General features: G+C 43.9%; 13 protein-coding genes. 4 read left to right on the top strand and 9 right to left on the bottom strand.

The window, feature by feature from the left end; translation table 11 throughout:
• The first annotated feature begins 233 nt into the window (after positions 1-233).
• Positions 234-1154, top strand: a complete 921-nt coding sequence (locus C1A07_RS11865) for a LysR family transcriptional regulator (RefSeq protein WP_101877291.1) — start codon at positions 234-236, stop codon at positions 1152-1154.
• Between the two features lie 14 nt (positions 1155-1168).
• Here the strand turns inward: C1A07_RS11865 and C1A07_RS11860 are convergent, their stop codons facing one another.
• Positions 1169-2338: an enolase C-terminal domain-like protein gene (locus tag C1A07_RS11860; RefSeq protein WP_101877290.1), complete on the bottom strand. Its 1170-nt coding sequence runs from the start codon at positions 2336-2338 to the stop codon at positions 1169-1171.
• Between the two features lie 177 nt (positions 2339-2515).
• On the opposite strand from C1A07_RS11860, the gene C1A07_RS11855 reads away from it, so the two are divergent.
• Positions 2516-4378, top strand: coding sequence for a sigma-54-dependent Fis family transcriptional regulator (locus C1A07_RS11855; RefSeq protein WP_180952245.1), 1863 nt, complete (start codon positions 2516-2518; stop codon positions 4376-4378).
• Here C1A07_RS11855 and C1A07_RS11850 read toward each other — a convergent pair.
• From C1A07_RS11850 to C1A07_RS11830, 5 genes are all read right to left on the bottom strand, one after another.
• Entirely contained in the window at positions 4367-5212 is an 846-nt protein-coding gene (locus C1A07_RS11850; protein WP_101877288.1) for an undecaprenyl-diphosphate phosphatase, read from the bottom strand. The genes C1A07_RS11855 and C1A07_RS11850 overlap by 12 nt on opposite strands.
• A 15-nt stretch (positions 5213-5227) precedes the next feature.
• A complete protein-coding gene (locus C1A07_RS11845; RefSeq protein WP_101877287.1) occupies positions 5228-5902 on the bottom strand; it encodes a uracil-DNA glycosylase in 675 nt (224 codons plus the stop codon).
• A gap of 45 nt (positions 5903-5947) precedes the next feature.
• On the bottom strand, positions 5948-6709 hold the full coding sequence (gene hisF / locus C1A07_RS11840) for an imidazole glycerol phosphate synthase subunit HisF (protein WP_101877286.1): 762 nt from the start codon (positions 6707-6709) through the stop codon (positions 5948-5950).
• A gap of 11 nt (positions 6710-6720) precedes the next feature.
• The gene (gene hisH, locus C1A07_RS11835; protein ID WP_101877285.1) at positions 6721-7326 is read right to left on the bottom strand and encodes an imidazole glycerol phosphate synthase subunit HisH; all 606 of its coding nucleotides are present in this window, start codon (positions 7324-7326) and stop codon (positions 6721-6723) included.
• A gap of 84 nt (positions 7327-7410) precedes the next feature.
• Complete coding sequence (locus C1A07_RS11830; RefSeq protein ID WP_101878132.1) at positions 7411-8058, bottom strand: hypothetical protein; 648 nt, start codon at positions 8056-8058, stop codon at positions 7411-7413.
• A gap of 194 nt (positions 8059-8252) precedes the next feature.
• Here C1A07_RS11830 and C1A07_RS11825 point away from each other — a divergent pair, with 194 nt between their 5' ends.
• Positions 8253-9044 (top strand): sugar phosphate isomerase/epimerase family protein, encoded by a 792-nt coding sequence (locus tag C1A07_RS11825; RefSeq protein WP_180952244.1) that lies wholly within the window; start codon positions 8253-8255, stop codon positions 9042-9044.
• Positions 9026-10228, top strand: coding sequence for a class I SAM-dependent rRNA methyltransferase (locus tag C1A07_RS11820; protein WP_101877283.1), 1203 nt, complete (start codon positions 9026-9028; stop codon positions 10226-10228). Before C1A07_RS11825 ends, C1A07_RS11820 begins: the two co-directional genes overlap by 19 nt.
• 2 nt (positions 10229-10230) lie before the next feature.
• On the opposite strand, the gene C1A07_RS11815 is transcribed toward C1A07_RS11820, so the two are convergent.
• From C1A07_RS11815 to C1A07_RS11805, 3 genes are all read right to left on the bottom strand, one after another.
• Positions 10231-11598 carry an alanine/glycine:cation symporter family protein gene (locus C1A07_RS11815; protein WP_101877282.1) on the bottom strand — a complete coding sequence of 456 codons (1368 nt, stop codon included), beginning with the start codon at positions 11596-11598 and terminating at the stop codon, positions 10231-10233.
• Between the two features lie 19 nt (positions 11599-11617).
• Positions 11618-12613: a polysaccharide deacetylase family protein gene (locus C1A07_RS11810; RefSeq protein ID WP_242972304.1), complete on the bottom strand. Its 996-nt coding sequence runs from the start codon at positions 12611-12613 to the stop codon at positions 11618-11620.
• 205 nt (positions 12614-12818) lie between these two features.
• The gene (locus C1A07_RS11805) at positions 12819-13547 is read right to left on the bottom strand and encodes an RraA family protein (protein ID WP_242972303.1); all 729 of its coding nucleotides are present in this window, start codon (positions 13545-13547) and stop codon (positions 12819-12821) included.
• Between the last annotated feature and the right edge of the window lie 8 nt (positions 13548-13555).

Genomic DNA, 13555 nt, shown 5'->3' with positions numbered 1-13555 from the left:
TCTAGTTAATGAAATACTGTCAATTCCCTGATATGGCTATTATAACTCAGGAATTTTTCTAAGTAAAATTAATATTTCTCTCACATCCTATTAGTAAATTTAAGAGTGAAAATACTGCTTCAATAAGGGCAGGTGAGAGACGATTGTCTATTGACATTTTACCTTTTCCTGTGCTATAGGTTAAATTAGCAGAATCGTTAACCTTATATTTTTTAAGAGAAAGCCGGGGCCATATGGATTTAAAACAAATTGAATATATATTAAAAATCGCTGATGAGAAAAATATCACCAGCGCTGCAGAAAAACTATTTATTACTCAGTCTGCCTTAAACCAGCAGCTTTTAAAGTTGGAAAAGGAATTAGGCACTAAGCTTTTTTACCGTTCCCGCACTGACTGCCATCCTACTGACGCGGGAAACGTTTATATAAAAAACGCCAGGGAGATGCTTCGCCTGAAAAGAGAAACATATAATATTATCCACGATATTTCCGAGTCCAGAAACGGCCATCTTTCAGTAGGGTTTACTCCAGGCCGGGGGACCCAAATGTTTTCCAGCGTTTATCCTTTATTTCACAAAGAATATTCTAATGTTATTGTGGAGCCTATTGAGCTTAGCGTCCGCAGCCAGCAGCGTTTAATCTCCCGCGGTTCCCTGGATATTGGATTTATGACTTTGCGGGATTCTGACAAGACCCAGGATGAATATATTACTCTCCATGAAGAGGAAATTTTTCTGGCTGTTCCTAAAATCCACCCTGTCAGCAGTCTGGCAGCGCCAAAAGGGCTCCCCTTTGCCACCTTAGATATTGGCAAACTGCGGTATGAGCCCTTTGTATTAATGTATAAAGAATCTACAATTCGTTCTATGGTAGATTCCATTTTTCAGGAGTCTGAAATTATTCCGGAAATCCTTTTTGAAACCTCCAGCACTGACACCATTCTCACTATGATTAAAAGTAATTTGTGCTGCGGTTTAATTCCTTATTATTATGTGCCAAAGCATTTAGAGGATATTGCTTTTTTCCGTCTGCCCTCCAAACCGTCATGGCAGATAGCCGCCAGCTATAATAAAGACAATTATTTAAGTAAAGCCGCACACCGCTTTATTCAGCTGGCTTCTGACTATTGGAGCTTTGACTATGCTGAAAATTAATTTCTAAGCTGCTGTTAATATGCCGCTCTTACGGCAAACTGCTGTTTCACAGATGCTCCTGTAAAATATTTCACGCTTTCCAGCACGCCCTCTTTTTCCAGCTTTTTTATATCCAGGCGGACAGGGCTGCCTGGAATATCAGGAAGATACAGCCTGCCGTTTTTTTCTTCTGGTTTCACTGACAGGCATTCCCCTATCGGTTCCGTCATAGGTTCGTGATTTTCCAGCATCTCATTTTCATTGTATAATGCGCCGAAGGCTGCGTTAATCCAAACGGTTCCTCCTGAGGAGAAGCGCAGGCCTTTCTCTCTGGCCAGATCTCTGATCTTTATAAGGTCGCTCATTTTGCTCATTCTTCCCACTAAGGGCATCAGGTGATCTACGCCCTTCTCCGCATATGTTTCAAAGGCAAATCCATTTCTCATAGATTCCCCGTAACCTACCATCATGTTCACCCGGCTTTTCAGCTCTTTAATTGCATTCATATCGTGGGAGTGAACCGGCTCTTCATACCATGCAGGATGGTAAGGACGAATCATTTCTGCAAATTTTAAAGCGTCCTCCACGTTCCACACCTGATTGGCATCTACAGCAATTTCAATATGATTCCCCACAGCCGCCCTGATTTTTTCCATTCTTCTGGCGTCCCGTTCCATATTTTTGCCCCAGTCGCTGCCTACCTTAAACTTAATTGTCCTATATCCTTCCTCCACATATCTTACCATATCCGCCGTTAAGCCCTCATCATCTGATAAAAGAGAGCCTCCGCCTTTATAAGCTGCAGCCCAGTCCTTTTCTGCTCCCAAAAATCTGTGTAAAGGTTTATTTTCTCTTTTTGCCATAATCTCCAGCATAATCAGATCTAACTGTCCCAGGTCTACAATCTGGCCGCTTTGGAAACCGAAGTTTCTCATTTTCCAGTAAATATAGTCATACCACTCCTGGTATGTTTTTGTCTCTCCTGTTAAGATTAAGGGAAGAATGTTATGAATGATTCCTGAGGAACAAAATGTGCCTCCACAGTATCCTTCTGAATCGTAAATATCCACCCATCCCTGTAAGGGCGCATAGTTGCCAAAGCCTCCTGTAGCGTCCCTCCACGGTTTTTTTACAGGAATGGGATTAAAATTATAATATACTGCTTTTGTAAACTGAAATTTTGAATTTACATCTATTGGATACATTTTGGTTCCTCCTTTTCATAGGCCTTTGTTTTTTATAATCTTATTTTATTTAGAAATATTATTTCAGTCAATTTTTCCATGTTTTCTCCCGTATTTTGTATTAATTTTGTTGTAATATTGTTTTATAGGTTTTATATTTAAATATATATGAAACATTTATTTGAAAGGAATCGAAAAATGTCAAAAATTGTTCTCATTTCCTCCGGACCTTCCATTGCCCATTATGGCCTGCTGCTTCAAAAATCTCTCCCTGACCCAGGCAACTTTTTAATTGTGGACGTTTATATGGAGGACGCCCTGGATTATATCCGCCACAATCTGCCTCAGGATACTGATGTAATTATTGCCAGAGGCAATACGGCAAAGCTTTTAAAATCCGCTCACCTGGCTGTGCCTGTTGTCACCATTCCTATTTCCGATTCAGAGCTGATTGCCTCTATTAAACAGGCCAGAGACCTTTATAAGCAGACTGATTCCCACATTGCTTATTTAGGTATAGAGGACGTAATCCAGTCGGTCCGCGGTTTTCTGGAAGTTTTTCACTGCCATATACGTTTATACACCATAAACAGCAGCGACGACATACGCCGCAGTATACAGCAAGCCAAAAGGGACCATGTAAATGTTGTAATCGGAGGTATTTACACACAAAAGCTGGCTTTGGAAGCAGGGCTTCAATGTGTTCTCTTAGAAAGCTCCCTGTTTTCTGTAAAAGAGGCTTACGAGCGTGCGTTAGAAGTGCAGAAAGGCTTTATTATTCAGCGGAAAAAATTTCAGGAGCGAAATATTCTTTTAAATTCTATTACTGACGGCATTATCAGCATAAATGAAAAGGGGCGGATCACTGTCCTAAATCCGGCAGCTGAACAGTATTTAGGAATTTCGGCTAAGGCAGTTACAGGCAAAGCTTACGCTCCTTTATTTGCTCAGCCGGAAAAGGAAGTCATCCAGCAGTGCTTAACTTGTGGCAAACAGCTTTCTCATCATGTATTTTCCATAAACCAGCAAAATTTTCACCTGTCCCTGTCACCTATTGTCATAGGCACTGACCAGAAGGGCCTTATTCTCACCTTTCATCCTTTTGAAAAAAATATGGCCCCCTCTGTGCAGATTCCTATTCCTCCTGAGGACAAACCATGTTTTTTCCAGCTGCAGGGCTCTCATCCCTCTTTTCAGATGGCTGTCTCCACAGCTCTTCAGTATGCTCCCTTATGTCTTCCCATTATCCTGGCAGGGGAAGAGGGGGTTGGAAAGGAAACCTTTGCCCAATGTATTCATCAGGCAGGAGACAGGGCTGATTGCCTTTTTATTGCCAGAGAAGGGGCACTTCTGACAAAAGAAGATCTTCTTTCCGCCCATCAGGGAACCTTATACATCCGGGAAGGCGGCCGCCTCTCTCTTCCTATGCAGGAGCTGCTTACTGAGATTTTGAAAAACGGGTCAATAGTTCTGGAAAACGGCTCCAGGACAACCCTTAACATTCGCTTTATTATTGGCGCCCAAAGCAGTTTAGCAGACGCTCTTTTGCCCAGACTTTATTATCTCCTTAACGCTCTTATACTGCCTTTGCCCTCTCTCTGTGAAAGAAGCAGCGATATTCCTGCTTTAACAGAGCATATTTTAAAGGAATTAAACAGCCAGTACCAGAAAAACTGCTCCTGTACTCCTGAATTCCTCCTCTCCTTATGTGAGTATTCATGGCCTGGAAATATCCGGCAGCTGAAAAGCTTTTTGACACGTCTTGTAGTCACGGCCTCCGACCAGGCTTTATTCTCCTCCTTAGAAGAAACAGGAGGGCCTGATGACTCTAATTTTTATAAACATTTAAACAGGGATTTTAATTCTCAGCCCTTTTCAGAAGCCCCAGGCCTTAACCAGGCTCAGCCAGGCTTTATCATTAACGGGAAAAAGATTACTTATAAAGAATTGAAAATATTAGACGAATATTATCAGGGAAAAAAAGGGCTGATCGCCCAAAAACTGGGAATCAGCCGTTCTACCTTATGGAGATATTATAAAGAAGCAGGGCTATCCGGCTAAGGCTGTTACGCCAAAGTAAGCCAGCACAATTACGCCCAGAATAATTCTGTAGTATCCAAAAAACTTAAAGTCATTATTTTTAATATAACCCATTAAAAACTTAATGGAATATACAGATACAATAAATGCCACAATCATGCCGAAAATCAGGTAAAATATCTGATTTCCGCTAAAGCCTGCTCCACCCTTCACATACACCAGCACCTTTAAAAAGCTGGCACCAAACATTACAGGGATGCCCAAAAAGAAGGAAAATTCAGCGGCAGCGCTTCTGGAGCAGCCTAACAGCATGGCTCCTAAAATAGTAGCTCCTGATCTGGAGGTTCCCGGCACCATAGCTAGCACCTGGAAGAATCCAATAATAAGCGCTGTCTGAAAGGAAATCTGGGTAACCCGCTCTACAGGCTGGGAAACTCCCTCATTTCTCTTTTCCAAAAGTATAAACAGCACGCCGTAAATTATCAGCATGGCTGCAACTACATAGGGATTGTCTAGCAGCACTGCGTCAATCCAGTCGTTTAACAAAAGGCCAATTACAGCCGCAGGAATACAGGCCACTACAATTTTCATCCAAAGGCGCAGAGTCACGATTTTCTGATTCTGCTTCTTTCTTGGATCAAAAGGGTTCAGCTTTTTAAAATACATAACTACCACAGCCAAAATAGCCCCTAATTGAATTACAACATTAAACATTTTAATAAATGTTTCCGGCTCTTTTAATTCAATAATCTGGTTTACCAGGATCAAATGCCCTGTGCTGCTAATAGGCAGCCACTCAGTAAAGCCTTCTACAATACCCAGAACCAGAACTTTTAAAATTTCAATAAAACTCATTTTATACCATCTCCATTAAATATTTTCGATCTGCCAGTCTATTGGTTCTAAATGGTTCTCCTCTAAAAAAGCATTGGTTCTGCTGAAAGGCCTGCTGCCGAAAAATCCTCTATGAGCAGAAAGAGGACTTGGATGAGGAGCCTCCAAAATCAAATGTTTGGGATTATTCAGCATTGCTTTCTTTGTCTGAGCCGGTCTTCCCCATAAAATAAACACCATAGGCCGGTCCTGTTCATTTAATATGCGGATGGCGGCGTCTGTAAACTCCTCCCAGCCAATATCTCTGTGGGAATTGGCTCTGTGGGCCTGAACTGTAAGCACTGTATTTAAAAGCAGCACTCCCTGGTCCGCCCATTTTTTCAAATAGCCGTTATTAGGTATATAGCAGCCTAAATCGTCGTGAAGCTCCTGGTAAATATTGACTAAAGACGGAGGCACCTCCACATCCGGCTTTACGGAAAAGCACAGCCCGTGAGCCTGGCCTACATTGTGGTATGGGTCCTGCCCTAAAATCACTGCTTTCACTTTTGAAAGAGGCGTAAAGGCAAAGGCGTTGAATATGTCGTTGGCATCAGGAAATATCTGTCTCGTTTCGTATTCATGTTTCACTGTGTCATACAGCTTTTTATAATATGGCTTCCTAAATTCGCCGCTTAGCGGCTGCAGCCAATCGTTGTCAATGGCTCCCATTTTCCTTCCTCCTTGTGTCTTAGCCGTTTTTACCGGCCATTTATCTTATAGTCTGACAGCTACTCCCCTGGATTTTAAATACTCCTTCAGGCTGCTGATCTCCAGCTCCTTATAATGAAACAGAGAAGCTGCCAACGCCGCGTCGGCTCCTCCCTCTGTGAGAGCATCATAAAAATGTTCCTTTGTGCCGGCCCCTCCTGAGGCAATGACAGGAATAGGCACTGCTTCTGCTACAGCTTTTGTCAGCAAATTGTCATAGCCTGCCTTTGTGCCGTCGCAGTCCATGCTGGTAAGCAGAATCTCACCGGCTCCCAGCTTCTCCGCCTTTGCCGCCCACTCTACTGCATCCAGTCCTGTGTCGATCCGTCCGCCGTTTTTATATACATTCCAGCCGCTTTTATCCTGCCGTCTTCTGGCGTCTATAGCCACCACCACGCACTGACGCCCAAACTTATCCGCTGCCTGAGAAATCAGCTCCGGTGTGTTAATAGCAGAGGAATTAATAGAAATCTTATCTGCCCCTTCTCTTAAAAGCAGCCGGAAATCTTCCACAGTTCTGATTCCTCCTCCTACTGTAAAAGGAATAAACACCTGCTCCGCCACACGGCGCACCATATCCACCACTGTGTTTCTGTTGTCTGAGGAAGCTGTAATGTCTAAAAATACTAGTTCGTCGGCTCCTGCCTGATCATAGGCTCCTGCAATCTCCACAGGATCTCCTGCATCCCTTAAATTTACAAAGTTTACGCCCTTTACTACACGGCCGCCATGAACGTCCAGACAGGGGATTATCCTTTTTGTAAGCACTTTTCTACCTCCTACAGCTCCACAAAGTTCTTCAGTATTTTTAAGCCTACGTGGCTGCTTTTTTCCGGATGAAACTGACAGGCAAAAATATTGTCCTTTTCCACGGCTACATGAAGCTTAGTTCCGTACTCAGTATAAGCCGCCACAATATTTTCATCCTCAGCCTGCAGATAATAGGAATGTACAAAGTACACATAGGCCTGATCCTGGATTCCCTGAAACAGTCTGCTTCCTGCTTTTATTGATATGGAATTCCAGCCCATGTGAGGAATCTTTAACCCTGGGCAGGAAGGAATTTTTAAAATACGCCCCGGCAGAATGCCTATGCCTTTTACTCCACAAGCTTCCTCACTTGTCTCAAAAAGCAGCTGAAGGCCCAGGCAGATTCCCAAAAGAGGGATTTTCCTGTCCGCCGCTTCCCTGATAACCTTTGTAAGGCCGTAGTGATTCAGCTTTTCCATAGCGTCTCCAAAGGCTCCGACTCCTGGAAGTATAATCTTATCTGCAAATAAAATTTCCTCTCTGTTCCTGGTGGCTATTGGCTCCTCACCCAGAGAAATCAGAGCTTTTTCCACACTTTTTAAATTTCCTGCATCATAGTCAATAATCCCGATCATACCCGTTCACCTATTTCCCACATTTTTCCTACATTTTATCACAATATGTGGGAATATACAACAAAAAACCCTGGTTTCCCCCTTCTACTTTCCCACTTTCATCAAAAAATTCAGGGAATTTTCACAGATTCCCAATCCCTTCTCCCCCATTTCCTCTGAAATCTGGTAAAACTTCTCCCCCACCCTGCAGAGAAATGCTTTCTTATTAAAAAATACTGTTTTTTCAAACGGCCAGCGCATAACAGACGGGTATTTAAAGCCGGCTCCCATCTCCAGCACTAAAAGCTCTTTATTTAAGGTTCTGGAAAGCCATTCTGTGTACGCCTTCCACTGAGGCAGATATCCTTCTTCAATGTAGTTTTCACATTCTGCAGTATTGGGCGTCAGCCTTTTTTTACAGTGGGGACAGACCATATTTAAGACTCCGGCCTCTTCTTCCTCCCAAATATCCTTTGTACATCCTGCTTCGCACTGATACCAGTGAATATTGCCGCAGGGAGCGGCGATTCTTTTCTCATCCAGCCCGGTCTTAAAAATCATTCCGTCTGTATTTAAGGTTACAATAAAGTAATCCTTTTCCTTTATGATATGATTTAGCAGTTCATAGTACTTTTCCACATGCCTTTCCTGGTCTTTTTTCCACTCTTCTCCCAGTCCCACCAGTATCTTCTCCGCCCTGGAAATTCTGTCCTTTATCTGTATTTCTATTTCGTTTTCCCAAGTATTTTCCATAGTTCCTTCCGCCTTTTCCTTTGTTTCCATCTTCTGATTTTTATGGTTCAAGTTTATCATTGGGTACATGGAAAGTCAACAAATCAGACAGGCAGTGGGTTTTTGCAATTAGTAAATCAGGAATTGAAAATCAGCAATTTTCCAGTATAATAATATTATTGGAAATGACAATCTATTATATGGAGGTAATGCCTGTGAAATTCGGATTTTGTACAAATATAGACAACTACCAGCTTTTGGCAGATTTAGGTTATGATTACATAGAGCTGTCCGGCCGGGAAATTCTCACTTATTCTCCGGAAAAAATGAAGGAAGTTTTAAAAATTTTATCTGACGGCCCTGTGTCCTGCTGCGGCTTTAACAGCACCATTCCTGTTCAAGTCCCCATTGTAGGGGAAGGCTTTTCCCCTGAGAAAACTTCAGAATGTGCAAAAAGGCTGTGCTTTGCAGCTGCATTTTTAGGGGCTTCCAATATAGGAATCGGCTCTCCTGCCTCCCGCCGCCTGCCTAAAGGATATGATATGGCAAGGGCTGATGATGAGGCCAGGCAGTTTCTCACTATCTTTTCCCAGGAGGCCTCCCAGTACAACATTAATATTTTGTGGGAGCATTTAAATTATGAGGAATCTAATTACTGCATCACCTGGAAGGACGGGTTAAAACTGGTTCACTCTCTGAATCTTCCAAATGTTGCCCTGGTATGCGATCTTTATCACATTCACACAAACGGAGAAAGTCTCTTAGATTTATCTTTAGACCCGTCCGCTATAGGCCATGTTCATATGGCACAGAAATCAGATGGTCTTAGAGTTGCCCTGCTGCCGGAATACAAAGATATTTATAAAGAGTTTTTATATACTTTAATGGGCTTAGGCTATGACGGAACCGTCAGCGTGGAGCCTATTAACGGCCAGGCGTCTGACCAGGCGGAATTGTCCCTGAACATAATGAAGGAGATTATATCACAATGGAAAAAGCAACTGTAAAAGTGAAAAAAGGAGAGGCCCGCTCTTTAAAAGCCGGGGGAATGTGGATTTACGACAATGAAATTGACTGTATCCCCGGAGATGTCTCTGACGGGGATCTTGTGACTGTTGTAGATTTTGACGGATACTGTCTGGGACACGGGTTTATTAACAGAAAGTCTAAGCTGACTGTCCGCATGATGTCCAGAAAAAAAGACGCTGTGATTGATGAGGATTTTATAGAAATGAGGGTCCGCAATGCCTGGGAGTACAGAAAGGCTACAGTAGATACAGACAGCTGCCGCTTAATTTTCGGGGAAGCAGACTTTCTGCCTGGTATTGTAGTAGACAAGTTTTCTAATATATTAGTAGTGGAATCCTTAGCTCTTGGAATTGACAAATTAAAACCTGTTATTTTAGAAAAAGTGAAACAGGTGCTGGCTGAGGACGGTATTATCATTGGCGGCATTTACGAGCGCAGCGATGCCAAGGTACGCCTTCAGGAAGGACTGGAGCGATATAAAGGCTTTATAGGGGAACCTTTTGACACAAAGGTAGAAATTACAGAAAATGGAGTAAAATATATTGTAGATGTTCAGGACGGACAAAAAACCGGATTTTTCCTGGACCAGAAGTATAATCGTTTGGCCATTCAAAAATTGTGTAAGGGCAAAAAAGTGCTGGATTGTTTCACTCACACAGGCTCCTTTGCTTTAAATGCAGGTATTGCCGGCGCCTCCTCTGTGTTAGGCGTGGACGCTTCAGAGCTGGGAGTGGCCCAGGCCAGAGAAAACGCCCAATTAAACGGACTTTCTGATACAGTGTCCTTTATCTGCGCCGATGTGTTTGATCTGCTTCCCAAATTAGACGCTGAGGGTGAAAAGTTTGACGTTGTAATTCTGGATCCTCCTGCATTTACAAAATCCAGAGCTTCTATTAAAAATGCTGTAAAAGGATACAGGGAAATCAATTTAAGAGGAATGAAGTTAGTGAAGGACGGAGGATTTTTAGCCACCTGCTCCTGTTCCCATTTTATGAACCCTGACTTATTTGCAAAAACCATCAGGGAAGCTTCTGTCAGTTGTCACAAAAGACTGCGGCAGGTAGAGTACAGAACTCAGGCTGCTGATCATCCTATTCTCTGGGCCGCAGATTCTTCTTATTACCTGAAATTTTACATCTTCCAGGTGTGTGACGAAAAGTAACATCAGAAATTGTGGGAAGCCGCATCGTGATGCAGGCGGCCGTCCCACAAATAATATTTTGTTTCCTCCACCACTATTTTGCTGAGAAATAATATGGAGATCAGGTTTGGAAAGGCCATCAGCCCGTTCATTAAGTCTGAAAAGTTCCATATTATTTCCAGGGAGGTAACAGCTCCAATAAATAAAACTGCTAAAAACGCCAGTCTGTAAATCAGAACACTTTTCTTTCCAAACAAATATTCCATACATCTTTCCCCATAAAAGGACCAGCCTAATATAGTTGTAAATGCAAAAATAGACAGGGAGGCTGTCAGGGCATAATTTCCTACAGACGGAAGCTGCCCAAAGGCGATTCTGGTAAGCGCGTCGTCGGCCACTCCTGTGTATGCTTCCGGCACATGAAGCATAGAGCTGACAACTACAATACCTGTCATGGCGCATACAATTACTGTATCCCAAAATGTACCTGTCATGGAAATCATAGCCTGGCGCACAGGATTTTTTGTCTGGGCGCTGGCAGCTGCAATGGGAGCTGTTCCCAAACCAGATTCATTGGAGAATAAACCTCTCGCCATTCCATACCGGCAGGCCGTCATCATAGTGCTTCCTGCAAATCCTCCTGCCGCCGCCTGAGGCGTAAATGCAGACCGAATAATTAGTAAAACTGCAGGCACCAGAAATTCTCTGTTAATCCACAAAATAGCGATGCAGCTGATTATATAAAATAGCGCCATAAAAGGAACCAGCTTCTCGCACACCTTGGAAATTGTTTTTACTCCGCCTAAAATCACCACTGCCGTCAAACATGTAATAACTGCCCCGCTGACAAATACAGAGGTTCCGAAGGTGGTATAAATTACATCAGATATGGCGTGAGACTGTACGGTGCAGCCTGCCCCAAAGGTGGCAAAAATCGTGAAGGCCGCAAACACAACTGCCAGCCATCTGCATTTTAAACCTCTTTCAATCGTATACATAGGACCGCCTACTACTCTGCCGTCATCTGTTTTCGTCCTGAATTTCACTGCCAAAAGAGACTCTGAGTACTTTGTTGCTATGCCGAACAATCCGGTAAACCAGCACCACAGCACTGCGCCTGGACCGCCTAAGGCCACAGCTGTAGATACGCCGATAATATTGCCTGTTCCAATTGTAGCCGCCAGGGCCGTGGCCAAGGCTCCAAACTGGCTGATCTCCCCTTCGCTGCCTTCATCTGCAGTAAAAGACATTTTTATGGCCTTAAACGTGTATCTTTGGATCAATCTCAGCCGTCCTGTCATAAACAGGTGCGTGCCAAACAGCAGCACCAGCATAGGGATTCCCCAGATAAAATCACTCATTCCCCGCAAAATACTTGATAATATTTCCATACTTCCCCCTTATTTTGCCTTACGGCCTTATGCTGTAGTATATTTGGCCGTTTTGAAGGCCTCCTCTGTACTGAGCCATTTCGCTGACTGTCACCAGCTGATATCCTCTGTTAGTCAGCTCAGGAATCAGCTGCAGCGCTGCCTGTCCTGTTGCAGAGTACAATTCGTGCATCAGCACAATATCTCCGTCTTTTACATTAGAAAGAACTTTATTTACTGTAGACTGCGCATTTTTTGTCTTCCAGTCTAAGGTATCAATGCTCCAAAGCACAATAGGCTCCTGAACAGCTGAAAGAACTGTAGCGTTTTTGTTTCCCCCTGGAAGACGCACTGTTTTGGGGCGCACGCCGCACACCGCCTGGACTGCGTCGGCTCCTTTATCAATCTGCGCCCTGATCTGGGCAGTATTTAGCTTATTTAAATATTTATGCTCGTATGTATGATTGCCGATTTCATGGCCTTCTGCAACCATGCGCTGCATCTCCGCCACATAAGAAGCACATCTGTTTCCCACCACATAAAAGGTGGCCTTCCCTCCATACTGGGCCAGACAATCCATAATCTGATTGCCCACAGACGCCATAGGGCCGTCGTCAAATGTTAAAGCCACCATAGGTCTGGCAGGATCAATAACTCTGCCTCCGGCCTGGGCTGCCGCCGCTGCCTCCGCAGCTTTCTGGGCCTCTGCTGCCGCCGCTTCCTCCGCAGCCTTCTGGGCCTCTGCTGCCGCCGCTTCCTCCGCAGCCTTCTGAGCCTCCGCTGCCGCTGCTTCCTCTGCAGTCTGCTGTCCTTCTGTGTTCTCTTCTGTATTTTCCTGTGCCGGGCCTCCGGCTAAAGGTTCTGAAATATTTCCGTTTTCATCCACCCACATGGCCACGCCAGGCCCCTGTTCTTCGTCAATCCACTCAAATGACGTCAGCCTTGGACTGGCTACTGCCGCCCAGGCTGTTGCAGATAAAGCAATGCTCCCCAGCACTGTAATCGCCATAGCTGCTGCTAACCTTCTAATTTTCATTTCTTAGTCCTCCTTACCTTATCCAGTATACCTGATTTCATTTTCAAATCCAACCCCCTTTTTCCCGCCTAAAGCCGGCCGCCCCATGGCAGAGCACAGAAACTAAAAAACCACCCGTCCAGCACATGAACCGCCCCCCAAAAGTTAGACTAAAAATCTAACGATTGGGAGGTCGGTTCAATCTGTAAACGAGTGGCTTTTGAAATCAGCCCATAGCAGCCGCCAATTCTTCAGGATCTGTCATGGTTCTCATTTTTTTCTGTTTTTCTTCGTCCAGAGCTCTCATCTTTTTTGCTCTTTCTAATACTTCTTTTAAATACCTTCGCGGAAATTTTACGGCTCCGCTTTCATCCATATGAATTACTTCCATAGGGGAGAGATCCATGCCGCTTACAGTTACAGGCACGTTGACTGCCTGGACGGCCAGACTGCCGTGGCCTGCCACAGTTCCGGGGAACATACACTGTATCTTTAAGGGACGCATTTCATCTGTATCTCTGGCTGGGGCGTCCCCGATTACTCCCACTACTCCCAGCTGTTTAAAGGCAGTCATCATATTTCCGCCGATTATGGCATTTTTATTTTTCATTTTTTCAGAAAAATTTTCTTTTAAAACTAAAATTACCGGCCCGCCTGTCTCTGCGGCCTCTGCAATTCCTCTCAAAACATGTACAAATTTCAAATTTTGAAAGGCCGGATCTGGCATTCCATATACTGCCGTAGCTCCATATCCACATCTGGCCCCTAATTCCGGATATAAACATCTTAAACTATTATCTGTATACCAGTTAATTTCCTGCGGATTATACAGGCCAAGGCACAGCTGGTTGGCAGGATATGTAGCCACCACGTTAGTAATTGTAGGCGTATCAAATTGTTCCAGCTCTTTCATAATCTGAATTTCTTCTGCATGACTTAGCTTTTCTTCCTTCAATATGCCGC

Source organism: Lachnoclostridium edouardi (assembly GCF_900240245.1).
GTDB classification, from domain to species: domain Bacteria; phylum Bacillota; class Clostridia; order Lachnospirales; family Lachnospiraceae; genus Lachnoclostridium_A; species Lachnoclostridium_A edouardi.
Note: the sequence above shows the minus strand (reverse complement) of the source record. Positions and strands in the feature narration are given on the sequence as shown.

Bases quoted from the DNA above. Each gene is read 5' to 3' on its own strand.
- C1A07_RS11865 (WP_101877291.1), top strand. From the start codon at position 234: ATGGATTTAAAACAAATTGAATATATATTAAAAATCGCTGATGAGAAA.
- C1A07_RS11860 (WP_101877290.1), bottom strand. From the start codon at position 2,338: ATGTATCCAATAGATGTAAATTCAAAATTTCAGTTTACAAAAGCAGTA.
- C1A07_RS11855 (WP_180952245.1), top strand. From the start codon at position 2,516: ATGTCAAAAATTGTTCTCATTTCCTCCGGACCTTCCATTGCCCATTAT.
- C1A07_RS11850 (WP_101877288.1), bottom strand. From the start codon at position 5,212: ATGAGTTTTATTGAAATTTTAAAAGTTCTGGTTCTGGGTATTGTAGAA.
- C1A07_RS11845 (WP_101877287.1), bottom strand. From the start codon at position 5,902: ATGGGAGCCATTGACAACGATTGGCTGCAGCCGCTAAGCGGCGAATTT.
- hisH (WP_101877285.1), bottom strand. From the start codon at position 7,326: ATGATCGGGATTATTGACTATGATGCAGGAAATTTAAAAAGTGTGGAA.
- C1A07_RS11830 (WP_101878132.1), bottom strand. From the start codon at position 8,058: ATGGAAAATACTTGGGAAAACGAAATAGAAATACAGATAAAGGACAGA.
- C1A07_RS11820 (WP_101877283.1), top strand. From the start codon at position 9,026: ATGGAAAAAGCAACTGTAAAAGTGAAAAAAGGAGAGGCCCGCTCTTTA.
- C1A07_RS11815 (WP_101877282.1), bottom strand. From the start codon at position 11,598: ATGGAAATATTATCAAGTATTTTGCGGGGAATGAGTGATTTTATCTGG.
- C1A07_RS11810 (WP_242972304.1), bottom strand. From the start codon at position 12,613: ATGAAAATTAGAAGGTTAGCAGCAGCTATGGCGATTACAGTGCTGGGG.